Origin of the sequence: Meiothermus cerbereus DSM 11376 (assembly GCF_000620065.1) — a bacterium.
In the GTDB taxonomy this organism is placed as follows: domain Bacteria; phylum Deinococcota; class Deinococci; order Deinococcales; family Thermaceae; genus Meiothermus; species Meiothermus cerbereus.
Genome location: NZ_KK211062.1, coordinates 153,579 through 176,246 on the forward strand (window position 1 = coordinate 153,579; position 22,668 = coordinate 176,246).

The window sequence follows — 22,668 nt, forward strand, 5'->3', positions numbered from 1 at the left end:
GTTGCACTCGGGCGAAAGCTCGAGTGAGGATTGAAACACGGGCCTAACGCCCAGAACATGAACGGGGAGCGCGTTGCACTCGGGCGAAAGCTCGAGTGAGGATTGAAACTCTTGCTGCGAACTCTGGGACGCTTATGACTGGTTGCACTCGGGCGAAAGCTCGAGCACAACCAAAACAACAACGCTTGTGGGCTAGGGAGGGGAACCCACAAGCGTTTTTGGGGATACCCACTTAGGTGGGTTGCTATATTTGTATCAGTGCCAGATGCGTTTGTGTAGGGAAAAAAGTCCTGCCTAGGCCATTTCGGGCATCTGGGCCAGGGCCACCTGCCCCAAAGCAATGCCTCCATCGCCAGGTGGCACAGCCTGGTTCCAGTACACCTCAAAACCCCGCGCCCGCAGCACGTGTAGGGCCAGCCCGTGCAGCAGGCGGTTTTGCCATACCCCACCCGAAAGTGCTACGGCAGAAAGGCCGTGCAGCTCGCGCAGGTGCTGGGCCATACTGGCTACCCCTTCGGCCAGGGCGTGGTGAAAGTGTCGGGCGATTTTTTCTCTGGCAAAGCCCTTTTGCATGTCGGTCAGGATGGCCTCGAGCAAAGGGCGGTAATCCCACTGAGGCGGGTTGGTAGGCAGGATGGAAAGGGTATAGCGGGCCTGGGACTCCGGCGGGGCGCTGCGGGCTATGCCCTCGAGCCACATGGCGGCCTGCCCCTCGAAGTCCTGGCGGCTATGGAAGCCCAGCAGGGCGGCCACCGTGTCGAACAGCCGACCAACGCTGCTGGTGGACGGGATGGGCAGCCTCGAGGCCAGCAGCTTCAGCCCTTGCTCCACCGGGTGCTGGGGCAGGTGGTCTTCCCAGTGGCGCAGCTCCCGAACAAACCCCACCGCAGCCTGAACCGGCAGCACGGCTGCGGCGTCGCCGCCCAGCAAGGGAGCGTAGCGCAAATGGGCCACCCGCCGCAGGCCCGTCTGCAGGGAACCCAGCATCACCTCGCCGCCCCAGATGGCCCCATCCAGCCCCAGCCCGGCCCCGTCGAAGGCAAACCCCAGCACCGGCTGGTCCCACAGGTGGTGTTCGGCCAGCACCGCGGCAATGTGGGCCTGGTGGTGCTGAACGGCCCGTTTGGGGCCGGGCAACTCGGCGGCGTACTGGGTGGAGGGGTAGTCGGGGTGCAGGTCGTGCACCACCAGGGTCTGCTCCAGATCCATCCGGTACATCTGGGTCAGGTCTCGGATGGTTTCGTAGAAAGCCAGGCGGGCCTCGAGTTCTTCCAGGTCGCCCAGATGCTGGCTCACAATCACCTGGCCGCGGGCAGCCAGGGCGATGCTGTTTTTGAGCATGGCCCCCAGTGCCAGAATGGGCCGCTGAAAGCGCTCCGATTGCAGGATGGGGGTCGGCGCGAAACTCCGCGCCCGGCGCAGCAGCATCGGCCTGCCATCGGCCAGGGCCGCTACCGAGTCGTCTACACGGCGGGCAATGGGTCGCTCACCGACCAGAAAATAGTCGGCCAGCCCCAGGAGCTTTTCGAGCTCCTCGTCGCGGTAGATCATGGGTTCACCCGAGCGGTTGGCGCTGGTCATCACCAGGAGGGGCGGGGCGCCCTCGGCAAAAAGCAGGTGCTGCAAGGGCGTGTAGGGCAGCATCACCCCCAGGTCGGGGCTGCCGGGGGCCAGGGCCTCGGGCAGCGGTTTGGGGCCTTTGGGCAGCAGCACGATGGGGCGCTCTGGGCTCTGCAAAAGCTCTTGAGCAGGCTCATCCAGTTCGACGTAGCCCCAGAGGGCCTCGAGGTCACGCGCCATCAGGGCCAGGGGCTTGTAGCGTCGCTTCTTGCGGGCCCGCAAGCGCTCTACTGCCTCGGCGCGGGTGGCATCGCAGGCCAGATGGTAGCCGCCCAGACCCTTGATGGTCAGAATCTGCCCCAGGCGCAACAGCCGTGCGGCTTCCTCGATGGCCGGGTGCTGCGAGGCAATAGGCTGCAACTGGGCGTTCCACAGATGAACCTGAGGGCCGCACACGGGGCAGGCGATGGGCTGGGCGTGAAAACGGCGGTTGTAGGGGTCGTGGTACTCGGCGGCGCATTCCGGGCACATCGCGAAGGCCCGCATGGTGGTGTGGGGGCGGTCGTAGGGCAGTTGCAGGGTGATGCTGTAGCGGGGGCCGCAGTTGGTGCAGTTAATGAAGGGGTGGCGGTAGCGGCGGTCGCTGGGGTCGAAGAGCTCCTGCAAGCAGTCGGGGCAGAGGGTGAGGTCGGGGGAGATGCGGGTGGAAAGGGGGCCTTTGGCCTCGCTCTGGACAATGGCAAACCCACCGGGCAGGCGGCCTGGCTGCTGCTCTAGGATTTCCACCTGCTCGACCCGGGCCGCCGGGGGGGCCTCGGCGGAAATGGCCCGAACCAGGGCCTCCAGCGCATCGGGCGGCCCCGAGACCTCTATCAGAACGCCCTCGAGGTCGTTCTGCACCCAGCCCGAAAGCCCCAGGCGCGTAGCCAGGCGAAACACGAAGGGCCGGAAGCCCACCCCCTGCACCACACCCCGCACCCGCAAGCGCAGGGTCTGTGCCTCAGGGGGGCCAGATAGGTGGCGCATAAGGGGCGCTAAACGCCGTGCGCGTTTTGGGGCATCGCCCGCCCCAGAAGCGCAAACAGGTAGTGATACCAGTCCGGCATACCTGCCCCGCTTCTGGCCGAGACCTCCAGCACCCGGGCCTGGGGTGCGACCAGGCGCAGGTTTTCCAGGGCCCGGCTGCGGTCGAAGCCCAGCACTTCGGCTAGGTCGCTCTTGGTGAGGAGCACCAGGTCGGCCTCTTTGAAGACGCGGGGGTATTTGAGGGGCTTGTCCTCGCCCTCGGTGGTGGAAAAAAGCACCACTTTGGCGCTTTCGCCCAGGTCGTAGGCGGCGGGGCAGACTAGGTTGCCCACGTTTTCGATGAAGAGCAGATCAAGTTCCTCTAGGTTGATTGCATCAAGGGCCCGCGAGACCATGGCGGCCTCGAGGTGGCACAGGCTGCCGGTCTGGATCTGCACCGCGGTGGCCCCGCCCACCTGAAGGCGCTGGGCATCGTTGTCGGTAGCCAGGTCGCCCACGATGACCGCCATCTGCAGGTGGGGCGCAAGCTCCTGCAAGGTGCGCGACAGCAGGGTGGTTTTGCCCGACCCTGGCGAAGAAAGCAGGTTTAGGGTCTTGACCCTAGCCGCCTCCAGGCGCTGGCGGTTGGCGGCGGCGTACTGGTTGTTGAGGGCCATCACGCCCTTCTCCACCTGAATGCGCCGCCCGCGCTCCTCGGTGTTTTCGGCCAGCACCGACAGGCCAATCTCTATCTCTTTGCGCTCGTTCATGGGCTCTCCTCTACTCTACCTCCAGGTAGTCCACTCCTAGCTCGAGGCCCTGCTCGAGGGTGGCGGTGGGCTTTTTGCAGACCGGACACAAAGCGATACCAAAGGGGCTTGCCACCTCAAACTCCTTCTTGCACGCCTCGCAATAAGCCACCAGCGGCACCCACTGCACCGCCAGCCGGGCCTGCTGGGCCAGGGTTCCTTGCTTGGCGGCCTCAAAGGCGAACTCGAGGGCCTCCTTTTCCACCCCGCTCAGGGCCCCCACCCGCAGGCCAATCTCGCGGATGGCACGGGCCCCTTCGCGGCGGGCGTAGGCCTCGGCGATCTCGAGAATGCTTCTAGCCAGACCCAGCTCATGCATATATCCCTTATAGCGCCAGAGCCGCTGTGTTTAGGCCAGTTTAGCAACTCCTGCTCAGACAGATGCCCCTGAGGACTTTTGCCCCGTTGCCGCAGGACTATGGCGGTGCTAACCTCAAATCCAGGTGCGCCCTATATCAACTACTGGCCAAAGGAGGTAATCCCATGTGTTTGGCGATTCCAGCCAAACTGCTTGGTTTTCAAGACGAAACTCGCCAGCTCGGTATGGTCGAGGTCTCGGGCGTGCGTCGGCAGGTCAACCTCATGCTTTTAGCACAGGAAGCACTAAAACCGGGCGACTGGGTGCTGATTCACGTGGGCTTTGCCATGAGCAAAATCAGCGAGGAGATGGCTCATGAACAGCTCCGCACCCTGCACCTGCTGGGCGAGGCCAACGCAGCCCTGGATGAGCTCGAGGGCTACCAGTTTGCCGAGGAGGAGCAAAGGCCAGATGCCCCCAGTTGATCTGGAGTTTTACAGTAGCTGCACCCTCGACCAGGACGGCTGCACCACCTGCGGTGATGTGGCGGTGCCGGTCTACGTGGTAAAAGTAGAAGGCTGCGAAGCCCTGGTAGAAGACCGTTCGGGCCAGCAGGCCAGCGTAGCCATCGACTTGTTTCCCGACCTGCAAATAGGTGATGTGCTCCTGGTACATATGGGCGTCGCCATTCACAGGCTACCCCGGCCCTCGAGCGCACAGGAGGAACCGTGAAATACGTCGACGAGTTCCGCGACCCCCAGCTCATCGAAATGGCGGCTGCAGAAATTCGCCGCCTTGCCCATCCCGAACGGCGCTACCGCATCATGGAGGTCTGCGGCGGGCACACCCATGCCATTTACCGCTTTGGCCTACAGGATTTGCTGCCCGAGAACCTCGAGCTCATTCACGGGCCCGGCTGCCCGGTGTGTGTGCTGCCCATGGGCCGGGTGGACGACGGCCTCAAGCTGGCCCAGAATCCACAGGTCACCCTTACGGCCTTTGGCGACATGATGCGTGTTCCCGGCCAGATGGGCTCGCCCCTCGAGCTAAAGGCAAAAGGCGCGGATATCCGCATGGTGTACTCACCGCTCGATGCGCTCAAGCTGGCCGAAAAAAACCCCGACCGGCAGGTGGTCTTTTTTGCTATAGGTTTCGAGACCACCACCCCCTCCACCGCCCTCACGGTGTTGCGGGCACAAAAAATGGGCATCGAAAACTTCACCGTCTTTAGCAACCACGTCAACATCATTCCGGCCATGCGGGCCATTCTGGACTCACCCGAAATTGGCCTGGATGGCTTTATCGGGCCGGGGCATGTTTCTACCGTGATTGGCGCAGCGCCCTACGAGGCCATCGCCAGGGAATACGGAAGGCCGGTGGTCGTCTCGGGCTTTGAGCCGCTCGACCTCTTGCAAAGCCTGGTGATGCTGCTGCGGCAGCTCAACCAGGGCCGGGCCGAGGTGGAAATTCAGTACGAGCGGGCAGTTTCCTGGGAAGGCAACCGCGCCGCCCAGGCGGTTATGGCGCAGGTCTTCGAGCTCCGCCCCACCTTCGAGTGGCGGGGGCTGGGCTTCATTGCCGACTCAGCCCTCAAGTTGCGCCCGGCATTTGCTGCCTGGGACGCCGAGGTGCGCTTTGGGGTGGCGGGGGTGCGCGCTACAGAACCAGGGGCCGCCCAGTGCGGCGAGGTGCTGCGGGGCCTGCTCAAGCCGCCCCAGTGCCAGCTTTTTGGCAAAGCCTGCACGCCCGAGCACCCCCTGGGCGCACTGATGGTCTCATCGGAAGGGGCCTGTGCCGCTTACTACAATTACCACCGGGGCCCGGTGGCGGCAGAGGATTGAAGCCATGAGCAAAACCACATCCATTCGCTTCAAGGACACCCAGATCGAGCTTGCCCACGGCGCGGGGGGTAAGGCCAGCCGCCGACTCATCGAGGGGCTAATTGCCCCCATTCTTGGCAACCCCGCGCTAAACGATGCGGCTTTGCTCAGCCTGGACACCTCGTCGCTGGCTTTTACTACCGATAGCTTTGTGGTCAGGCCCCTGCGTTTTCCGGGAGGATCTATCGGCGAGCTGGCGGTGAACGGCACCGTCAACGACCTGGCGGTCTCGGGGGCCAGGCCCCTGGCGCTGCTCTCGAGCCTGATTCTGGAGGCGGGCCTGGCGGTCGAAACACTGCAAGCCGAGCTCGAGGCCATGCAAGCAGCAGCCCAGCGGGCGGGGGTAGCGGTGCTGGGGGGCGATACCAAGGTGGTGGAGCACGGCCAGGCCGATGGGCTTTATATCAGCACCAGCGGCATTGGCCGGGTGGACAGCCGGGTTGCGCTTTCGGCCAAGGCAGTGCGTCCGGGCGACCAAATTCTGTTATCTGGCCCGATTGGCGACCACGGCATTACCGTGTTGCTGGCGCGGGGGGAACTCGACCTCGAGGCCGACCTGAAATCCGACACCCGCTCCGTCTGGCCCCTGGTAGAGGCCCTCATCGAAGCAGCGGCCCCCGGCCTGCGCTGGATGCGCGACCCAACCCGGGGTGGGGTTGCCACTGCCCTCAACGAGCTGGCCCGCGAAACCCGGCTGGCCCTCAGGCTGGACGAGGAGGCCATCCCTGTGCGCGAGGCGGTGCGGGGGGCCTGTGAAATTTTGGGCCTGGATCCCCTACACATTGCCAACGAAGGGCAGTTTATCGCCATTGTATCCAGCGAGTTTGCCGAGACTGCGCTCGAGGCTGTTCAGCGTAGCCCTGGCGGTCAGGAGGCTGTGCTGGTGGGCGAGGTACTCGAAAAACCGGGTGGGGTGGTCTATACAACCAACGGGTATGGCTCGAGCCGGGTCGTGGATATGCTAGTGGGCGACCCCTTGCCCAGAATTTGCTAGGGGGAAATTGTGCTGGAGCTTTTCGGTACACCTGGCTGTGCTTTTACCGCCGAGCTGCGCGAAGATTTGCAGTGGCGTGGCCTGGAGTTTATAGAATATGACGTGGAGTCCGATGCAGAAGCGCTAAAGCGCATGCTGCGTCTCACCCACGGCCAGCGAACCGTACCGGTGCTGGTGCAGGATAATCAGGTGGTACAGATTGGCTGGCAGGGGCGGGGCTGTGTGGTCGGTAAGGATTCATAGCAAGGCACACAAGGCTCAACGCATCAAATTATGCTTCCTCGTTTAGCTCAAGATTGAGGCAATAACCAGACTGACCACCAGGGTTCCCACAAAAGCCACCCCCAGCGTAATCCAAATCTTGCCGCTTTCTCGCAGGTTCATGCTCGACTGCACCGCCAGATAGGCAAAGTAGACGTTGATAACCAGGGCCGCAATAACCAGCAAGGGAATCAGAAAGATGCCAATCAGGGTAATCAGTAGAATCAGGCTAATCACCGCAAACAGTACGTTGATGGGCGCCCAGAACAAGGCAAAAGTATAAGCCACGTTGTCCAGCGTTCCAGTACCCCCTTGCGACTTGCCCACGTAGTGCACCAGGTAGGTGAAAACCAGAAACCCCACAATGGTGCTAATAATCCCACTCAGGAAGCCACCTATCCCCCCTCCCAGGCCAAGCAAACCCGTAATCACCGAGGCAATCAGCACGTAGATGATGGCTTCGCGAAGGGTGCCTTTATCTTCGTACTGTTCGAAGGTTTCTACGCTGGGTTTGCTCAATACCTGGACGCTCTGGCCTATCATGTTCATAACGGTGTCGGTGATGGACGGCGTGGTATTCATCGTGTGTCCCCCTTTTGTTTTTGCTACTCATGTAGTTTACTACGAAAATAAAGGCCAGGCTGGATAGTCGTCGTTGTCCCTCTCATGCAAAAGCCCAATAGGATTGAGCCATGCGTTTGTGGATTGCTCTTCTGCTCGTTTTAGGCCTGGCCTGGGCGCAAAACAACGCCGGGCCAGAACCCGCTGCCCCTGGTGCATACGCCATTGCCCGCATAGTGGCGCTTGGTCAAGAGAGCGCAACCGTACGCATTGGGAGCCAGCTTAAAAAAGCTGAGCTCCCTGCGGATGCGCTCGATTTTCGCGTCGGACAACTGGTGGTGGTCTACCAGGCTGACGGCAAGACCTACCTCGCCGAGCCCTACAGGCTGCAATACCTGTGGATATTGCTGGGGCTTTTCGTGCTGGCCACAGTGGCGCTGGGACGTGGCAAGGGCTTGCGGGGCCTGCTGGGTACGGCGGCCAGCATGGGCGTTCTGGCCTATTTTGTGGTGCCGCAGATTGCGGCTGGCAACAACCCGCTGCTGGTTACCTTTGTGGGGGCTTTTGGCATCCTGGCGCTCTCGATTTATTTCGTGCATGGCATCAACCGCAAAACCAGCGCGGCCCTTATCGGCACCACCTTTGCCGCCCTGTCGGCTCTGGTGCTATCGGCCCTGCTCACGGAGTGGATGCAGTTTACCGGCCTGACCTCGGAGGAAGCCTTTTTAGCGCGATTCCAGCTCGGGGGTAACCTGGATCTGGTCTCGCTGTACCTGGCCGGGGTGGTGGTGGGGGCCCTGGGTGCTCTGAACGATGTAACCGTCACGCAGGCCGCTGTGGTACAGGCCCTGGTTCAGGCCAACCCCCGCTACAGCGTGCGGGAGCTTTACACCAGGGGCATGTCGGTGGGCTTTGACCACATCGGCAGCCTGGTCAACACCCTGATTCTGGCTTACGCAGCAGGCTCGCTTCCGCTGCTGCTGCTCTTCAGCCAGAGCGATGTTCCGCTGGCGTTGCTGCTCAACAACGAAACCTTCGCCGCTGAAATTGTGACCATGCTGGTTGGTTCGCTGGCGCTGGTACTGGCAGTTCCCCTTACCACCCTGGTGGCAGCTTGGCTGGTACGGGGTCGCAAGCTGGACTACATCGAACGGCGGTGGCCTGGGTCTTAATGGTGAACCCCACCCTCGCCGTGGACATGGCCGTGCTCGAGCTCCCCTGGCTCGGCAGGGCGCACACTAAGGATGGTAAAGCGGTACTCGAGAGTCTTTCCTGCCAGGGGCGGGTTGGCGTCCAGCATAACCCGCTCCCCCTCAATGGCGACCACGCGGTACAGCAGGAGTTCACCTTGCGGTCCTTCACCGCTGTAGCCTCGGCCCAGTCGGGGAGGGTCGGGTAACTCACTGGCCATCACCTGGATACAGAGGGCCGGGTCATAGGGTTCCGGGAGTACCATCTCCTGGTAGCTACCTGGAGCTTTGCCCAGCAGGGCGGCCTCGAGGCCCCTGGGCAGCTCGGGGGCGTGGCCCATCAGGATAGTTTTGGGGTGGCCATCGGTACCCTCGAACTTGTGGCCCTCCACCCATAGCTCATACTCCAGTTTCACTACGCTGTTGATATCTACCCACATCGGATGCCTCCTGGCTTGCTGGTAGCATTATGGCCCCCGGCATGCCTCAGGAAAAGCGGGCTTATTGGGCTCACCGGCTCGCTTGCTGGGCTGGGATTGTCAGCCAAAGTATTCTTGTGGCCTCTAGGGTTCATATCAAATCTCATGCCTAAGCGCTACAATCCCGTTAGATGCGGTATTTTCTTGCTTTGATGGTAGGTTTGTCCTGCTTGGGCTTTGCACAACCTCGAGTGGGCACCGAAAGTGGCCTTACCCGGCTGGTATTTAGCATCCCCGGCGAGGCAAAATTTAGCCTGAGTCGTCAGGGCAACGAGGTGGTCATCCGATTTTGGGGCACGCCCCCGCGCACCCTGCGAACCTTGCTCAACACCCCCCAGGTTGTGGGCTACCGCGCCGCCCCCAGTCCGGGTGGCTCGACCTATGTGGTAACCCTCAAAGCGGGCACGAGCTACCGCACCCAGGCGCTTTCCAACCCCCGCCGTCTGGTGCTCGAGGTGCAGAGCAGTGTTGCCGCCCGCACCCGGCCCCGCGCCAAAGCGCCTGCGCCGGTGGTGGTGCTCGACCCCGGCCATGGGGGCCTGGACCCCGGCGCAGTAGGATTCGTACGCGAAGAGGAAGTGGTGCTCGACATTGCCCTGCGCACCAAGCGGCTGCTCGAGGCCAGGGGCATCCAGGTGGTGCTTACCCGCAGCAGCGACCGCCATCTGTCGGCCAGCAAGGCCACCGACCTGGGAATGCGGGCCGCTATGGCCGATAGCAAGCGCACCCTGTTCGTCTCCATCCACGCCAACGCCGCCGAGCGAGCGGCCCAGGGGATTGAGGTGTACTACTTTGGCGAGACCATTGACCAGCGGCTTTTGTCCAAAGCCATTCTGGAAAACGGGGGCGGCGCACTGGGGCAGCGCCTGACCCAGGAAGCCCGAAGCGTGGCTCAGCGGCTCATGAGCGACCTGCTGGCCCAGGCCAACCTTAAGTTTTCCGAGCAGCTCGCCCTCAAAACCCTGCGTGCGATGGTGCACGAGACCGGCGCGGTGAGCCGGGGGGTTCAGACGGCGCCCTTTTACGTCATCCGCAACGCCCGCATTCCGGCCATCCTGGTCGAGGTGGGCTTTGTGAACCACCCGAGCGAAGGCAAAAAACTGGGCACAAGCGTCTACCGCGCCCAGCTTGCCAGCGGGCTGGCCAAGGGCATTATGGCCTTTTTGAACAGCGGCAATGCCCAGCGTTAGAAGGCATTCAAACGGTGTATTCAAGCATCACCTCGGACAAAGGTGGCCGTGCGAATACCCAGCCTTCCCAAGCCGTCCTGGCGCGCCGGGCCGCAGGGGGCAGGTTGCTCAATAGGCCTTTGCGATAAGTCAGCCCTGCCTGTTGCACGATCCAGGCCTCGTAGGCCTCTACAAAGGGATGCAGGGCTTCGAGGCCCCAGGCACAGTTAATAGTCTCGGCCCGACGGGGCAGAGCCGGCAGGGTGCTGTCATCCTCCAATAGAAAAAAACCCTCGGCAGGTCGCACATAGACCAATACGCCCTGGGAGGTCTTTTGCCAGGCGGCGCTAGAGTGCAGCCCCACCCCCTCCTTGCGGTAGATGCTAGAGCCCTTTCCCAAAGGGTTGGGGTATTTCCTGAAGCCGAAAGCCACGAGGTAGCCCGCCAGCACGTCCTGGCCCCACAGCCAAAACTGCACCGCGAGCGGATTTTGGGCTGGACGGCAGCTCATGATCGGAGCACCTACACAAAACGCTAAAGTCGGTGTGGTGGGTTTTGTGGTCTCGAGGCTTCACCTGCACCGGTCGAAGCAGTGCTTTTTTGCCAGAGCAGGTGCATTGGGCCAAGCATTTCAGCCGAAACAGGCCACACCAATCGAAGCAACACTCTTTTTTGCCCAACCTTCCGCATGCTGCGGCATCTATCACCGGAAGGCCTGACAGATGGCCTGGCCATTGGCCTGAATCAGCTTGAGGTAGGTGTTGACGGTATTGTCGAAGGCATCGGAGTAGATGCGCACGATGCGGGCCCCGGTGGCCTCGGCCAGGGCGCGGGCCTGGTTCTGGGAAAACTGCGGTTCGACAAAAATCACCCGCACGCCCTGCTTCTTCATGGCCTGGGCCAGCCGGGCCAGGCTGGCGGGACCGCGCTCCTGCCCCACAAAATCAGCGATGCTTCCGATGCTGGTGAGCTTGTAGTAGCGGTTCAAGTAGCCAAGCGACTCGTGCTGGGAGACCAGCTTGCGGCGGGCCGGGGGAATGCTGGCCAGGCAGCGCTGTACCGTGGCGTCGGCCTGGCGGATCTGCTCGATGTAGCGGGCGGCGTTCTGGGTGTAGGCTGCCCGCCCGGCAGGGTCGAGCGATACTAGGGTGTCGCGTATTTTCTGCACGTAGCGGATGCCGTAGGTGGGGTCGAGCCACAGGTGGGGGTCGTAGGCAGCGTGCTGGTGGTCGTGTTCCTTCTCATGCCCGTGGCCTTCTTTTTCGGTCACCTTGATCAGGTTGGGCATTCCGTCGGCCAGCTCCACCACCCGGGCGTTGCGGGGGAGTTGGGCCTCGAGCTTATGCAAAAACGGCTCGAGCCCAAGCCCGTTGGCAAACAACACCCTGGACTTACTAATGGCCTGTATGACCGAAGGACGCGGCTCGAAGCTGTGGGGGTCGCTCCCATCGGGCACCACCGGCACCACCGCAACCCGGCTACCCCCCACATTGCGCACCATGTCGGCAATAAAACCCGTGGTGGCCGTAACCGATATTCCCTGCGCCTGTACCACCGTAAGGCCCAGCGCCAGCACAAACCCTATTTGAACGATACTTCGCATGGATTGCCTCCGTACACTCCTTCCTATAATGATAACTCATTATCATATTGTCAAGGCCGACTCTGGTATTCTGAGGCACATGGAACGCTCCACCCGCCAGCGGCAGGCCATCCGTGAGGTGATGCGAGAGCTCAACCGACCCCTTTCCCCCAGCGAGGTGCTCGAGGCCGCCCGTCGCAAGGTACCCGGCCTCGGCATCGCTACCGTATACCGTACCCTCAAAGGGCTGGTCGAAGAGGGCAGCGCGGTTCCAGTCGAGCTACCGGGAGAGGCCCCGCGCTACGAGTTATCCGGAAAAACACACCACCACCACTTCCACTGCACCCTCTGCGGCAAGGTGTTTGAGCTCGAGGGCTGCCCCGGCGACTTCTCCTTTATGCTGCCCAAAGGATTCAAAACCGAGAAGCACGAAATCGTGCTGTATGGGCGCTGTTCAGAATGCTTGCAGTAAGGCCTCTAGCTTTACCGCGCTAATCTCGCCGATGTGGCGGTTCACCAGCGTACCTTCAGCATCGTAGAAAAGCGTAACCGGCAGGCCCTGAATACGCAGGGGCTCGCTAAGCCTGGCCTCGGGATCGAGCAGCACATTGGGTATTTTGAGCCCGAGCTCTTTCTCAAAAGCCCTTACGGCCTCTGGGCCATCGCTGATGTTCAAAAACACGAAATGAACCTCGGGGTTGGCCCGGGCCGCCTGCACCAACATGGGCATCTCGCGGCGGCACGGCCCACACCAGGTAGCCCAGGCATTGAGCACGATGGGCTTACCTTTGAAATCGGCCAGATTTACCATCTGACCATCTATACGCTCGAGGGCAGCCGAGGGCAACACTTCTACCGTAGGGGCTTTGGGCTGCAACAGCCAAAAACCCAGCAAACCCGCTAGAGGAACGGCAAACCACATCCAAAGCTTCATCTCGTAAAGGATACGAAATTAATCCGGGCATCTCGGCGAAACAGAATACATATCGCACCGCAGAAACCGAGTTATACCGGATTCAAAAAGATACTCTTCAAACAAAAAACATCAAGGGGCTATCTTTTTGAATCCTAGAGCACTCCCTTCGGTCGGGTTAGTTCGTCACCGTTCGGTGACGAACTAACCGAATCTGGTATTAGGCCATGACGCGGTACGAGCAGGCCTCCCCTGCCCTATTACAAGATTACAAGGCCCCACCCCGGCTTCACCAGGATGGGGCCTCGCTTGTGCTGGGTATGCGCGGGCTAGTTCCGCAGGGGCTTGCCGGTCTTGAGGGTGTGGGCGATGCGCTCCTGGGTCTTCTTGGTGCCTAAGAGCTTCAGGAAGCCCTCGCGCTCTAAGTCCAGGATGTCCTGCTCGGTTACTTCGCGGGCTGGCCCATCGCCGCCGCACAGCACATAGGCCACCGCATTCCCCACCACCACGTCATGCTCGCTGGCCTGCTTGGCTTCCTGGAACTGCCACAGCGCATAGCGCAGGTTGCCCAGGGCATCTTTGCCCAAGGCACGAATCTTGGCGGGGGGTTGCGGGACGAAGTCGGGGGCCATAAAGAGCACCCGGCGCTTGGCGTCAGCAATCAAGCGGTCGCGGTTCATGCTGATGCCGTCGCTCGGGCGCAAAAAGCCCATGTTGCGGGCCTCCAAGGCACTGGTCGAGGTCTGGGCCAGCATAATCATCTGGAAGGCCCGCTTTACCCCTTCAAACAGGTCTATGTCGGGCCCGTAGGCCGCAAGCTCCTGGGTAAAGCGGAAGAGCAGCTCCTTGGTGCCACCACCGCCCGGCAACAAACCCACCCCGGTCTCGACTAGGCCCATATAGAGCTCGGCGTGGGCCTGAATGGCGCTAGCGTGCAAGCTAAACTCGGCCCCGCCCCCCAGGGTAAGCCCGAAGGGCGCCGCCACCACCGGGAAAGGCGAGCGGCGCAGGCGCAAGGAGGTCTGCTGGAAGCGGCGGGTGGCCAGCTCGAGGTCGTCCCAGGCCCCTTCCTGCACGGCCATCAGCACCAGCGCCAGGTTGGCCCCGGCGCTAAAGGTGCGGGGGTCTTCATGCCCGATCACCAGACCGGCGTAGCCATGGGCATCCACCCAGTCCAGCGACTTGTGCAGCCCGGAGATCGAGCCCTCGCCCCAGGTGCCCATTTTGGCCCGGTTTTCGAAGAGGGCCACCCCGTCGCCCAGATCTAATAGGGCATACTCCTTCCCCTCCAACAGGGTCTTACCCGCAGCCTTGAGCGGCTCGAGGCGGATCACGCCTTCCTCTGCTGGAATGGGGTGGTACTGCCCATCGAAGCCCAGGTATTGCCCGTCCTTGTAGAAGCTCCCTTGGGCTTTTTGCAGCAGCTCGGGCTCGGACAGGCCCAGCTCGGCAAAGCCCTTGCGCAAGTAGTCCAGCCCCACCGCGTCCATGTTCTTGAAGGGGCCCTGCTCCCAGGCAAAGCCCCACTCCAGCGCCCGGTCTACCGAGACGATGTCGTAGGCGATTTCCTGGGCTTTCTCGAGGGCATAGTGGGCGTTAATCAAAAACAGCTTGCGGGCGAAAGCCCCGTACTTGCCGGGCAGCTCGCTTACGCGCTTCAAACGCTCGTTGAGGGGCAGGTCTTTGATGGCCGCTATCTCATCCAGGCGCAGCTTCTGCTGGGGCTTGTACTCGCCGCTGGTGTAGTCGTAGGTGTAGATGTCCTTGCCCACCTTCTTGTAGAAGCCAGCCCCGGTCTTCTCGCCCAGGTGGCCCTGCTGGATGAGCTGCTCCACCCAGTCGGGCATGCGGAAGTCTTCGCCGGTGGTGTGCGAAAGTTCACTGGAAACCAACTTAAGCACATCCAGGCCGGAGATGTCGCCGGTGCGGAAGGTGGCGCTCTTGGGGCGGCCCATAAGGGGCCCGGTGAGGGCGTCTACCTCGTCGATGGTGAGGCCCTCCGACATCATCAGGCGCATGGCCTGGGTCATGCCGAATACCCCCAACCGGTTGGCAATGAAGCCAGGGGCGTCCTTGCAGATCACCGTGCCCTTGCCCAGAATGCGCTCACCAAACTGGCGCATGGTCTGTAGCACCGCCGGGTCGGTCTCGGGGGTGGGGATCAGCTCCAGGAGGTGCAGGTAGCGCACCGGGGCAAAGAAGTGGGTGCCCAAAAAGCGCTTGCGGAAGGCTTCACCCCGACCTTCCAGCAGGGTCTTCATGGGGATGCCGGAGGTGTTGGAGCTCACAATGGCCTTCGTCCCCAGGGCCTCGAGGCGGGCAAACAAAGCCTGCTTGGGCTCGGGCTTCTCGATGATGACCTCCACGATCCAGTCGCAGTCTTTCAGCTTTTCCAGCTCGTCAGTGGTGCCCAGCTCGATCAGGGCCGCCCGGCTTTTGTCCATAAAGCTGGCTGGCTTGCTCTTGAGCTGACGCTCGAGGCCTTTTTTGACCAGCTCGAGCTTGTCCTCCTGCCCCGGTATATCCAGCATCACCACCGGCACACCAGCCGAGGCCGCCAGCGCTGCAATCGCACCACCCATGGTACCTGAACCCACCACACCAATTTTCTTGATTCGCATGTTCCCTCCAGACCAGATCGTCGCGGACAGCCCATGGCTCACAGCTTTTTGTTACCTGGCTATTAGCCATTGGCTATTTTTATACCGAGTCAAAGTTTATAACAAGTCGGTTGTCCGCGTCTAGCAGTTCAAATGCCACCAGCAGACCTAAAGCCAGCCAGTACAATCTCAATCGGCCATGAAAGATGCACTCAACATCCTCCTGGACACTTTGCGCGGGCTTTTGCTGATGCTGTTGCGGGTGGTCTTTTGGATTCTGGGCGTGTCCGTTGGTCTGCCCCTGACCCTTGTAGCAATTACTGCCCTTATGGTCTTGCTGCTTCAAACCTCTCCCCTCCGCGATGAAGGCCTGCTTTGGCTGGAAAGTTTGAGGTTGCAGCTCAGCAAAGAGCAATGGCTGATGGTCATGTATGTTTCTGCGGGTCTCATCACCCTATGGCTTTACGGGTGGGACAAGTACCAGGCTGCTCGAGGTAGCTGGCGGGTTCCGGAGTGGAACCTGCACTTCTACGAGTTAATCGGAGGCTGGCCGGCTGGACTGCTGGCGCAGCGACTTATACGACACAAAACCGTCAAACGCAGTTACCAGGCGGTTTTCTGGTTAATTGGCTTTTTTCACCTGGCACTGGTGGTTTTTCTGTACGTCGAAACCCCCTGGTGGGGCACGGCCATTGTGGGCTTTTTGGGGCTGGTTGCCTATAGCCACTTCAACAACAAAGAAGTGGCTTGAAGAATTGTCACCGAATCCAGCCCGCTCAAGTCTCCCTCTCGTTAGCGACCTCTAGGTTATGTCTTGTTCAGATGGTCTGGTCAGAAAATGGTTGTTGGCATAAACTCTTGAGTATGTCCGCAAGCTTGCGTGATCGCATTAGAGCTTCATTGCTGCATACCCTAGATAGCTGTGGTCTAAACGACAAGTATCTCGTGAAGGTAGAGTATCCTTCTCCGCTCGGGAGTGCCATCCGCGAGAGCGAGCGAAAGGTGGATATTGCGGTATTGCAAAAAGATGATAAACCCTACCTTTTCATCGAGTGCAAAGAGCAGAAAACCAGCGGCTCCACAGAGGACAAGCTATTTAGAGCCCTGGAGGAAGCCAAGCGAGACCGGCTGCTTGGTGTTCACTCCATTGTAGTTTTCTCAGGTCCCGGTTTTCGCCAGTCCTATGAGCGCTGGGCCATGGTGGAAGGTTTCGTCCACGAAAAGTACGCCAGCTTGTGGCTTGAGCGTTTCTTTTGTAGACGCTGAGGAGCTTATGATAGCTGAACCACTTTCTAGCCCTGGCCTTCCCCCGCTGCTCAAGTGGGCAGGAGGAAAGCGCTGGCTGATAAAACATCTTGAGCCGTACTGGAATAAGCATCGGGAGCGCCCCTTTGTGGAACCTTTTGTCGGTGGAATGGGTGTTACTTTAGGTCTTCGGCCTAAAACGGCGCTATTGAACGATGCTAACCCACATCTCATAAACTTTTACAGGTGGGTTCAGCAAGGGTTGCACATCGAAATACCCCTGGTTTACGACCGAACCACCTATCTAGCCTATCGCGCGCGGTTCAACCAGCTTATCCGCCAGGGACGGGCCGATACTGCTGAGGCCGCTGCACTGTTTTATTACCTCAATCGCACAGGCTACAACGGTCTTTGTAGGTTCAATGCTTCGGGTGAATTTAACGTGCCGTTTGGGAAATACAAAACTGTCAACTACCAAACCAATTTCCTGGAATACAAGGCAGTTTTTCGGGGCTGGACGTTTACTTCTGGCGACTTCAGCAGCCTGGATATAGACCCTGAAGCTTTTGTGTACGCCGACCCACCTTACGATGTTGAGTTTACGCAATACAGCCCAGGTGGGTTTTCCTGGTCTGACCAAGTGCGGTTGGTCGAATTTTTAGAGCGACATCGTGGCCCGGTGGTCATATCCAATCAACTCACCGACAGGATTTACGATCTGTACACCAAATCTGGCTACACGGTAATAACCCTGTCCGCTCCACGCCGCATTAGCTGCAACGGAAACCGCCAGGATGCCCTCGAGGTGCTTGCATTCAAAAACATCTAGCCCCAAGCCAGTCCGCCACCACCTTCGACCAGCCCTCGAGCCCCTCATACACCGGCCAGATTTCTTCCAGGCCAGCCAGATGGCCCTCCAGTTTATCCACCTCCACCACCTGGGGCTCGTCCTCCGAGTCCACCACAAACACCACGCCCGCATGCACCAGGCTTACCGGGCTGTCGGCCATAACGATGAGGCCCACCGGCTCTGCCGTGTACCGAAGAACGCCCACTTCTTCCAGGAGCTCCCGCCGCAGGCCGTCCAACACCGGGTTGTCGCCCACGTCTTCGGGGTTGATGTGGCCCCCCACCCCCAGGGTGTAGCGGTTGTGGAGTCGGGCCTCACCGCCGCCCTGAGTACGCCGCATCAGCAGATAGCGGCCCCGGTAGCGCACCAGGGCATAGGGGATAATCTGGCGGTAGGTGGGGTCTTCTTCGGCCCGGGGTCGTTCTATAAAGAAGCCCTCGAGCTCAATCTTCTGCAAAAGGGGGGCCTCGAGGGGAATAAGCCTATTCTGCGGGGGCGGAAAAACCGAAGCTGGCAGGACGTACACCTGTTCCATGCGGCCCAAGATACCACTAGTCCAGGAGAGCTTCCCGGCCCTCGAGCCAGACCTTGTGCACCTGGGCCTCGCCGTGCAGGGTAAAAAGCGAGCCCAGCAAATCCTCTACCGTTTCGAGGTGGCGGAAGTGCACCTCCAGGGTGCTGCCGGGCTGGGGCTTGAGCCAGATCACATCGGCGGCCTTGCCAGGGGAAAAACTACCCACCACCTCGCCCAGACCCAGCACCTCGGCACCGGCCAGGGTAGCCAGGTACAGCAGGTGGGCCGGGGTCAGGCGCACCCCGTCCGGGGCGTAGCGCTGGGCCAGATAGGCCATCAGGCCTTCCTTGAGCAGGCTGAACCCGGTACCACCCCCCACATCCGAGCCCAGCCCAAAGCGCACCCCGTGGCCCAGGTGGCGCTTCATGGGAAAGATGCCGCTGCCAATGAAGGCGTTGGAGCTGGGGCAGTGGGCAATGGCCGCTCTGGCTTCGGCCAGGCGCAGCAGCTCGAGCTCGCTGGGGTGGACGTTATGGGCAAACACCGAGCGCTCGCCGACCAGGCCAAAGCGGTCGTAGGTGTGCAGGTAGTTTTGGGCCCAGGGGAAAAGCTCGGCCACGGTGCGTATTTCCTCGAGGTTTTCGTTGATGTGGGTGGTGAAATGCAGGTCGGGGTGCTCCTGCAGCAGGGTCTGACAGACTTCCAACAGGGCTTCCGAGGCCGAAAGCGAAAAGCGCGGGGTAACCGCATAGCGCAGCTTTCCCCGACCATGAAAGCGCTGAATCAGCATCTTCTGCTCGGCGTAGCTCTGCTCGGGGGTGGTGTGGAGTGCGGGCAGTAGCATCCGGTCGGAGCAAACCTGCCCGGCGATCATCCGCAGGCCCACGTCCTCAGCGGCCCCAAACAGGTTGGCGGTGGCCCCCTGAAAGTGCGAGCCGAAGACCAGGGCGGTGGTGGTTCCGTTACGCAAAAGAAGCCGGACGAACTCCCGGGCCAGCTCGCGGGCCAGCCGGTTATCGGAAAGCCGGGCCTCTAAGGGCAGGGTGCGCTGCTCGAGCCAGTCCAAAAGCGAGTAGCCCATGGCCCCAATCACCCGGGTCTGGGGGTAGTGCACATGGGTATCCACCAGCCCCGGCAGCAGCACCCCCTCGCGGCAGTCGTGCACTTGGGCCTCCGGGAACCGGGCCAGCACCTCGGAAAAACTTCCCAGCGCTATGATCTGCCCAGCGCGAAAGGCCAGCCCCCCATCGGAAAAAGCCTCTAGGGTCTGGGCTTCTTGGAAAGGGTTTTTGGGCGTGTGAACGATCAGGCCGCGCAGGATTACGGTCATGGCAAGCTATTCTACAAAGAGCCCCACCACCGCCCCCTGCCGCACATCCACCAGGCCAAAGTCGGTCAGACGCAGCTCAGGGATCACCGCCAGACCCAAAAACGACAGCACCATGTAGGGGTCGGGCAGGCTTACCCCAAGGGCCTTGGCCGCGGCCTCGAGGGCTTGTAGTTTGGCGTCCACTGCCTCCAGCGGCTCATCGGTCATCAGGCCCGCAATGGGCAGGGCCAGCTCGGCCAACACCTGGCCCTCGGCCACGGCCACCATGCCCCCGCCCAGGGCCTCGAGCCTTCTGGCTGCCGTGATGATATCGGCATCCGAGACCCCCACCGCCATCAGGTTGTGGTGGTCGTGGCCCACGGTGCAGGCCAGGGCCCCTTGTTGCAGGCCAAAAGCGGTTACCAGGCCCTTGCCGATCTGGCCGTTTTTGCCGTAGCGCTCGAGGCAGACCAGCTTGGCCAGGTCGCGGCTGGGGTCGGCCACCACTTCCCCACCGCGAATGGTCGGCTCGAGGTGTTCTTCGGCGGTCAGCACCTGGTGGGCAATGGCCCGCACCACCCGCACCTTCCCCGCGCCTGCTGGAATTCGCAGATCAGCGGGTTGTAGGGCGGGCAGCCGGACGGTATGGGAGACCGCCGACGAGACCCTGGTTCGGGGCAGCTCCACGCACATCCGGCCCCCTTCAGCCACCAGCCTGCCGCGCTGATACACCTGGGCCGCACTGAAGCTGTGCAGGTCGTCCAGCACCACCAGGTCGGCCTGGAACCCCGGCGCCACCGCCCCCCGCCGGGCCAGCCTAAAGTGGCGGGCCACATTCCAGCTCCCAGCCCGCACGGCATAGGCTGGGTCTACCCCCAGTGCAATGGCCTTGCGCACCAGGAAGTCCACCCCCCCTTCCCGCAGGAGGTCGGAGGGCAGCCGGTCGTCGGTCACCAGGCCCACCCGGTCGGCGTGCTCGGGGCGCAGGAGCGGCGCCAGGGCCGCCAGGTTGCGCGTGGTCGAACCTTCCCGCACCATCAGGAAGCAGCCCGCCTCGAGCTTGGCCCGGCCCTCCTCCAGGGTGGTGCTCTCGTGGTCGGAGGCGATGCCGGTGGCCAGATAAGCCTGCAAAGCTGGCCCCGTCAGGGTAGGGGCGTGGCCCTCGGGCGACTTACGCCAGCGCTCGGCCAGGATGACCTTCTCCAGCTCGCCTTCCTCGGCAGCCAGAATAGCCGGAAAGCTCATCAGCTCGGCCACCCCCACCACCCTAGGATGCGCCAGCAGCCGCTCGATCTCGGCCAGGCCCAGCGTAGCGCCGCTGGTCTCGAGGGGCGTAGACGGCACCGAGGAGGGCACCGTGACCCAGACCTCGAGCGGAAGCCCCTCGCTGGCCTCCATCAGCCACTCAATGCCGGCTACCCCGGCCACATTGCCAATCTCGTGGGGGTCGGTCACCACCCCCGTAACCCCCCGTGGCACCACCCCCCGCGCATACTCCGCGGGCGAGACCAGGGAGGACTCGAGGTGTACGTGCCCATCAATGAGCCCCGGCGCTACCCAGCGGCCCTCGAGGTCTATCACCTGCTCGGCCTCGGCCTGGGCGTACTCGAGGCCCACCGCCGCAACCAGCCGCCCGGCCAGCAGGATGTGGGTGTGCTGAAGCGACAGGGTGAACACATTGACCAGCCGCGCATTCTTGAGCAGCAAGGTTCCAGGGCAGCGGCCCATTGCCACGTCTACCGCCCGCCTTAGCTCGGAGAGTTCTATGACCATGTTCCAAAAATGCTACCGCAGGCAATTGCCTGCGGCAACAGGTGGCACGCGGGCCCCCGGTTGCCCTGCCAAACTACAAACGGGATGGCAACCCTAAAGACCCGCATGGGCCGACCTTCAAGAATAGAAGGAGCGGGGAATCCCCGCTCCGATGAACTGTTCTTGCTGACTTACCTTTCGACCTTGATGATGACGATGATCCTGATCTTTGGCCACCTTATCTTCAGGACAGGCTCGTTCGGAGAGTCAATGCTGTCCATGATGCCGATCTCACGCCCGTCGCTCGGCTCCACTACTACTTCCGCGGGCAAAGTGGCCACGACCTGAGAGGGGTTACCGAGCTTGGTAAACTGTATGAAGGTGGCTTCTCTTTCCCTGATGACCCTAACGTTGTAGAAGGGCTCCTCTCTCGGCGGGCACCAGACCCCGTTCGGCCCGCAATCGGTGGTAGTTCCCCCAGGAATGGGTTTTTTGCGCACGTAGACGAAGCCTATGTCCTGGCCGATCAGGTCATCTAGACTCTGGGCTTCTCTGACCCTAGGGTTATCGTAGGGAACAGCTACCACGCTAACATCGTTGCGGAAGAGGATGAGGGGAGGCCAGTTGGGCGGGAAGGGCTTTTTAATCCCGCAACAGACCGCCTTAAGCTTGTTTACGAAGCTCTCCACGTCCGGAGCAGCGTTGCTACTTACCTCACGCCCCTGGAGGGCTTGGGGAAGTGGTGCCGTCACGTGGATGCGGGGAGAGGAGAGGATGTCCTCCATTGTATTGCATCGTTTGCAGATGATGATGATGATATCCACCTTATCCGGGGGTCTAAAAGAAAACTTGACGATTACTTTAGCCCCGGTCGTGTCTCCGAACTGCCCGGTCTGCTCCACAGTGGCAGGTTGAACCTCGGGCGGCGCACCCCTTTCACCGTACCAGGCTACCTCCCACTCCCCACGGTCGTTCTTCTGGAGCCTGGCCACATGGGACTTGGGAGGGCGAGGGGAAGCTTGTTTGATGGTAATGAAGAGAGGCTTCCCGTCCAAGTCGTTGACCCCGTTGGGAAGGGGCCAGGGGAAAGGAGGCCGCCACGGACCGCCGATAAGCACCCTTTCCTCACCGTTGTAGGCCAACGTCAGGGGTGGGGGCTCCGTGCCCGTAGCCTGGGGCGCAAGTCCTGCAGGCAAGACATCATCAAAAGCGGCGATGGCATCGTTCAACAGAGTAGCTGCTTGTGTGTTCACCGAGTCCTCGGCGACGTTGAGCTGATCGCCGGGAGGCGGTGAAGCCTGATTCCCCCCGCCACCACACCCCGCCAGGAGCAGGGCCGCCAAAAGACCTAAAGCCGTCCATTTCTTCCACATAGTTCTTCTCCTCCTCGAGGTCTTATACCAACCTTAGATAGATAGTCATTCTTCAGGAATCCACCCGAACCCCGCCACCCCCCGGATGACCTCGGGGTGCTCCTGGAGATAGACACACCGCTCTGCCAGACGCTCTTGCAAAGCCTCCAAGCTGGGGAAACTCTCATTGGCCACCGCTTCCCGCAGCAAAGGCACCACCGGCTCTGCCGGGGAGAGCTCGGGGGTGTAGGGCGGTAAGTGCAGCAGCAGCAGACCGGGCGGTACCTGGAGGTCTTTGGCCCGGTGCCAGCCTGCGTTGTCCAAAAGCAGCACCAGAACCTTCCG

25 protein-coding genes are annotated in these 22,668 nt (G+C 61.5%); 11 read left to right on the forward strand and 14 right to left on the reverse strand.

The window, feature by feature from the left end; genetic code table 11:
- Nucleotides 1–294 precede the first annotated feature (294 nt).
- From hypF to hypA, 3 genes are read right to left on the reverse strand one after another with little or no spacing between them, the layout of a single operon-like run.
- The gene (gene hypF / locus Q355_RS0114605; RefSeq protein ID WP_051529453.1) at nt 295–2,586 is read right to left on the reverse strand and encodes a carbamoyltransferase HypF; all 2,292 of its coding nucleotides are present in this window, start codon (nt 2,584–2,586) and stop codon (nt 295–297) included.
- 8 nt (nt 2,587–2,594) lie between these two features.
- Complete coding sequence (gene hypB, locus Q355_RS0114610; protein ID WP_027878462.1) at nt 2,595–3,335, reverse strand: hydrogenase nickel incorporation protein HypB; 741 nt, start codon at nt 3,333–3,335, stop codon at nt 2,595–2,597.
- 10 nt (nt 3,336–3,345) lie between these two features.
- Complete coding sequence (gene hypA / locus Q355_RS0114615; protein WP_027878463.1) at nt 3,346–3,693, reverse strand: hydrogenase maturation nickel metallochaperone HypA; 348 nt, start codon at nt 3,691–3,693, stop codon at nt 3,346–3,348.
- A gap of 164 nt (nt 3,694–3,857) precedes the next feature.
- Between hypA and Q355_RS0114620 the strand changes: the two genes are divergently transcribed.
- From Q355_RS0114620 to Q355_RS0114640, 5 genes are read left to right on the forward strand one after another with little or no spacing between them, the layout of a single operon-like run.
- The gene (locus Q355_RS0114620) at nt 3,858–4,157 is read left to right on the forward strand and encodes a HypC/HybG/HupF family hydrogenase formation chaperone (protein ID WP_027878464.1); all 300 of its coding nucleotides are present in this window, start codon (nt 3,858–3,860) and stop codon (nt 4,155–4,157) included.
- Nucleotides 4,144–4,404 carry a HypC/HybG/HupF family hydrogenase formation chaperone gene (locus tag Q355_RS0114625; RefSeq protein ID WP_036259704.1) on the forward strand — a complete coding sequence of 87 codons (261 nt, stop codon included), beginning with the start codon at nt 4,144–4,146 and terminating at the stop codon, nt 4,402–4,404. The genes Q355_RS0114620 and Q355_RS0114625 overlap by 14 nt, the downstream gene beginning before the upstream one ends.
- On the forward strand, nt 4,401–5,513 hold the full coding sequence (hypD, locus tag Q355_RS0114630; protein ID WP_027878466.1) for a hydrogenase formation protein HypD: 1,113 nt from the start codon (nt 4,401–4,403) through the stop codon (nt 5,511–5,513). Before Q355_RS0114625 ends, hypD begins: the two co-directional genes overlap by 4 nt.
- Nucleotides 5,514–5,517: 4 nt before the next feature.
- Nucleotides 5,518–6,546, forward strand: coding sequence for a hydrogenase expression/formation protein HypE (gene hypE, locus Q355_RS0114635; RefSeq protein WP_051529454.1), 1,029 nt, complete (start codon nt 5,518–5,520; stop codon nt 6,544–6,546).
- Between the two features lie 9 nt (nt 6,547–6,555).
- Entirely contained in the window at nt 6,556–6,789 is a 234-nt protein-coding gene (locus Q355_RS0114640) for a Uxx-star family glutaredoxin-like (seleno)protein (RefSeq protein ID WP_027878468.1), read from the forward strand.
- Between the two features lie 42 nt (nt 6,790–6,831).
- Here the strand turns inward: Q355_RS0114640 and Q355_RS0114645 are convergent, their stop codons facing one another.
- Nucleotides 6,832–7,389, reverse strand: coding sequence for a YIP1 family protein (locus tag Q355_RS0114645; RefSeq protein WP_027878469.1), 558 nt, complete (start codon nt 7,387–7,389; stop codon nt 6,832–6,834).
- A 110-nt stretch (nt 7,390–7,499) separates the two neighbouring features.
- Between Q355_RS0114645 and Q355_RS0114650 the strand changes: the two genes are divergently transcribed.
- On the forward strand, nt 7,500–8,540 hold the full coding sequence (locus tag Q355_RS0114650) for a YibE/F family protein (RefSeq protein ID WP_027878470.1): 1,041 nt from the start codon (nt 7,500–7,502) through the stop codon (nt 8,538–8,540).
- Here the strand turns inward: Q355_RS0114650 and Q355_RS0114655 are convergent.
- Nucleotides 8,537–8,998: an FKBP-type peptidyl-prolyl cis-trans isomerase gene (locus Q355_RS0114655; RefSeq protein ID WP_027878471.1), complete on the reverse strand. Its 462-nt coding sequence runs from the start codon at nt 8,996–8,998 to the stop codon at nt 8,537–8,539. The two genes, Q355_RS0114650 and Q355_RS0114655, sit on opposite strands and share 4 nt — an antisense overlap.
- A 170-nt stretch (nt 8,999–9,168) precedes the next feature.
- Between Q355_RS0114655 and Q355_RS0114660 the strand changes: the two genes are divergently transcribed.
- A complete protein-coding gene (locus tag Q355_RS0114660; RefSeq protein WP_027878472.1) occupies nt 9,169–10,227 on the forward strand; it encodes an N-acetylmuramoyl-L-alanine amidase family protein in 1,059 nt (352 codons plus the stop codon).
- Nucleotides 10,228–10,234: 7 nt separating this feature from the next.
- Here Q355_RS0114660 and Q355_RS16085 read toward each other — a convergent pair whose 3' ends face one another.
- Nucleotides 10,235–10,717, reverse strand: a complete 483-nt coding sequence (locus tag Q355_RS16085) for a hypothetical protein (protein WP_245597606.1) — start codon at nt 10,715–10,717, stop codon at nt 10,235–10,237.
- Between the two features lie 192 nt (nt 10,718–10,909).
- The gene (locus Q355_RS0114670) at nt 10,910–11,809 is read right to left on the reverse strand and encodes a metal ABC transporter substrate-binding protein (protein WP_027878473.1); all 900 of its coding nucleotides are present in this window, start codon (nt 11,807–11,809) and stop codon (nt 10,910–10,912) included.
- A 79-nt stretch (nt 11,810–11,888) separates the two neighbouring features.
- Here Q355_RS0114670 and Q355_RS0114675 point away from each other — a divergent pair, with 79 nt between their 5' ends.
- A complete protein-coding gene (locus Q355_RS0114675; protein WP_027878474.1) occupies nt 11,889–12,260 on the forward strand; it encodes a Fur family transcriptional regulator in 372 nt (123 codons plus the stop codon).
- Here the strand turns inward: Q355_RS0114675 and Q355_RS0114680 are convergent.
- Entirely contained in the window at nt 12,243–12,722 is a 480-nt protein-coding gene (locus Q355_RS0114680; RefSeq protein WP_036259706.1) for a TlpA family protein disulfide reductase, read from the reverse strand. The genes Q355_RS0114675 and Q355_RS0114680 overlap by 18 nt on opposite strands.
- Before the next feature lie 308 nt (nt 12,723–13,030).
- Nucleotides 13,031–15,322 carry a 3-hydroxyacyl-CoA dehydrogenase/enoyl-CoA hydratase family protein gene (locus tag Q355_RS0114685; RefSeq protein WP_027878476.1) on the reverse strand — a complete coding sequence of 764 codons (2,292 nt, stop codon included), beginning with the start codon at nt 15,320–15,322 and terminating at the stop codon, nt 13,031–13,033.
- A gap of 178 nt (nt 15,323–15,500) precedes the next feature.
- On the opposite strand from Q355_RS0114685, the gene Q355_RS16610 reads away from it, so the two are divergent.
- The 3 genes from Q355_RS16610 to Q355_RS0114700 all read left to right on the forward strand — a co-directional run bounded on the left by Q355_RS16610 (nt 15,501) and on the right by Q355_RS0114700 (nt 17,375).
- On the forward strand, nt 15,501–16,052 hold the full coding sequence (locus tag Q355_RS16610) for a DUF1294 domain-containing protein (protein ID WP_156941943.1): 552 nt from the start codon (nt 15,501–15,503) through the stop codon (nt 16,050–16,052).
- Between the two features lie 113 nt (nt 16,053–16,165).
- The gene (locus Q355_RS0114695) at nt 16,166–16,567 is read left to right on the forward strand and encodes a PD-(D/E)XK nuclease superfamily protein (RefSeq protein ID WP_169735552.1); all 402 of its coding nucleotides are present in this window, start codon (nt 16,166–16,168) and stop codon (nt 16,565–16,567) included.
- A 7-nt stretch (nt 16,568–16,574) separates the two neighbouring features.
- On the forward strand, nt 16,575–17,375 hold the full coding sequence (locus Q355_RS0114700) for a DNA adenine methylase (RefSeq protein ID WP_027878478.1): 801 nt from the start codon (nt 16,575–16,577) through the stop codon (nt 17,373–17,375).
- On the opposite strand, the gene Q355_RS0114705 is transcribed toward Q355_RS0114700, so the two are convergent.
- The 5 genes from Q355_RS0114705 to Q355_RS0114725 all read right to left on the reverse strand — a co-directional run.
- The gene (locus Q355_RS0114705; protein ID WP_027878479.1) at nt 17,362–17,931 is read right to left on the reverse strand and encodes an NUDIX hydrolase; all 570 of its coding nucleotides are present in this window, start codon (nt 17,929–17,931) and stop codon (nt 17,362–17,364) included. The two genes, Q355_RS0114700 and Q355_RS0114705, sit on opposite strands and share 14 nt — an antisense overlap.
- Nucleotides 17,932–17,947: 16 nt before the next feature.
- A complete protein-coding gene (guaD, locus tag Q355_RS0114710) occupies nt 17,948–19,240 on the reverse strand; it encodes a guanine deaminase (protein ID WP_027878480.1) in 1,293 nt (430 codons plus the stop codon).
- A 6-nt stretch (nt 19,241–19,246) separates the two neighbouring features.
- Entirely contained in the window at nt 19,247–20,992 is a 1,746-nt protein-coding gene (gene ade / locus Q355_RS0114715) for an adenine deaminase (protein WP_027878481.1), read from the reverse strand.
- Between the two features lie 170 nt (nt 20,993–21,162).
- Nucleotides 21,163–22,344 (reverse strand): hypothetical protein, encoded by a 1,182-nt coding sequence (locus Q355_RS0114720; RefSeq protein ID WP_027878482.1) that lies wholly within the window; start codon nt 22,342–22,344, stop codon nt 21,163–21,165.
- 45 nt (nt 22,345–22,389) lie between these two features.
- On the reverse strand, nt 22,390–22,668 hold a 279-nt coding region (locus Q355_RS0114725), incomplete at its 5' end, for a transposase (protein WP_027878483.1).

What these genes read in the sequence shown, in the direction of transcription:
- Q355_RS16610 (WP_156941943.1), top strand. Translation starts at nt 15,501, where the DNA reads ATGAAAGATGCACTCAACATCCTCCTGGACACTTTGCGCGGGCTTTTG.
- Q355_RS0114705 (WP_027878479.1), bottom strand. Translation starts at nt 17,931, where the DNA reads ATGGAACAGGTGTACGTCCTGCCAGCTTCGGTTTTTCCGCCCCCGCAG.
- Q355_RS0114720 (WP_027878482.1), bottom strand. Translation starts at nt 22,344, where the DNA reads ATGTGGAAGAAATGGACGGCTTTAGGTCTTTTGGCGGCCCTGCTCCTG.
- Q355_RS0114670 (WP_027878473.1), bottom strand. Translation starts at nt 11,809, where the DNA reads ATGCGAAGTATCGTTCAAATAGGGTTTGTGCTGGCGCTGGGCCTTACG.
- ade (WP_027878481.1), bottom strand. Translation starts at nt 20,992, where the DNA reads ATGGTCATAGAACTCTCCGAGCTAAGGCGGGCGGTAGACGTGGCAATG.
- Q355_RS0114685 (WP_027878476.1), bottom strand. Translation starts at nt 15,322, where the DNA reads ATGCGAATCAAGAAAATTGGTGTGGTGGGTTCAGGTACCATGGGTGGT.
- Q355_RS0114660 (WP_027878472.1), top strand. Translation starts at nt 9,169, where the DNA reads ATGCGGTATTTTCTTGCTTTGATGGTAGGTTTGTCCTGCTTGGGCTTT.
- hypA (WP_027878463.1), bottom strand. Translation starts at nt 3,693, where the DNA reads ATGCATGAGCTGGGTCTGGCTAGAAGCATTCTCGAGATCGCCGAGGCC.
- guaD (WP_027878480.1), bottom strand. Translation starts at nt 19,240, where the DNA reads ATGACCGTAATCCTGCGCGGCCTGATCGTTCACACGCCCAAAAACCCT.
- Q355_RS0114695 (WP_169735552.1), top strand. Translation starts at nt 16,166, where the DNA reads ATGTCCGCAAGCTTGCGTGATCGCATTAGAGCTTCATTGCTGCATACC.
- Q355_RS0114620 (WP_027878464.1), top strand. Translation starts at nt 3,858, where the DNA reads ATGTGTTTGGCGATTCCAGCCAAACTGCTTGGTTTTCAAGACGAAACT.
- hypB (WP_027878462.1), bottom strand. Translation starts at nt 3,335, where the DNA reads ATGAACGAGCGCAAAGAGATAGAGATTGGCCTGTCGGTGCTGGCCGAA.
- Q355_RS0114625 (WP_036259704.1), top strand. Translation starts at nt 4,144, where the DNA reads ATGCCCCCAGTTGATCTGGAGTTTTACAGTAGCTGCACCCTCGACCAG.
- Q355_RS0114675 (WP_027878474.1), top strand. Translation starts at nt 11,889, where the DNA reads ATGGAACGCTCCACCCGCCAGCGGCAGGCCATCCGTGAGGTGATGCGA.
- Q355_RS0114655 (WP_027878471.1), bottom strand. Translation starts at nt 8,998, where the DNA reads ATGTGGGTAGATATCAACAGCGTAGTGAAACTGGAGTATGAGCTATGG.
- Q355_RS0114650 (WP_027878470.1), top strand. Translation starts at nt 7,500, where the DNA reads ATGCGTTTGTGGATTGCTCTTCTGCTCGTTTTAGGCCTGGCCTGGGCG.
- Q355_RS16085 (WP_245597606.1), bottom strand. Translation starts at nt 10,717, where the DNA reads ATGAGCTGCCGTCCAGCCCAAAATCCGCTCGCGGTGCAGTTTTGGCTG.
- Q355_RS0114645 (WP_027878469.1), bottom strand. Translation starts at nt 7,389, where the DNA reads ATGAATACCACGCCGTCCATCACCGACACCGTTATGAACATGATAGGC.
- hypF (WP_051529453.1), bottom strand. Translation starts at nt 2,586, where the DNA reads ATGCGCCACCTATCTGGCCCCCCTGAGGCACAGACCCTGCGCTTGCGG.
- Q355_RS0114700 (WP_027878478.1), top strand. Translation starts at nt 16,575, where the DNA reads ATGATAGCTGAACCACTTTCTAGCCCTGGCCTTCCCCCGCTGCTCAAG.
- hypE (WP_051529454.1), top strand. Translation starts at nt 5,518, where the DNA reads ATGAGCAAAACCACATCCATTCGCTTCAAGGACACCCAGATCGAGCTT.
- Q355_RS0114680 (WP_036259706.1), bottom strand. Translation starts at nt 12,722, where the DNA reads ATGAAGCTTTGGATGTGGTTTGCCGTTCCTCTAGCGGGTTTGCTGGGT.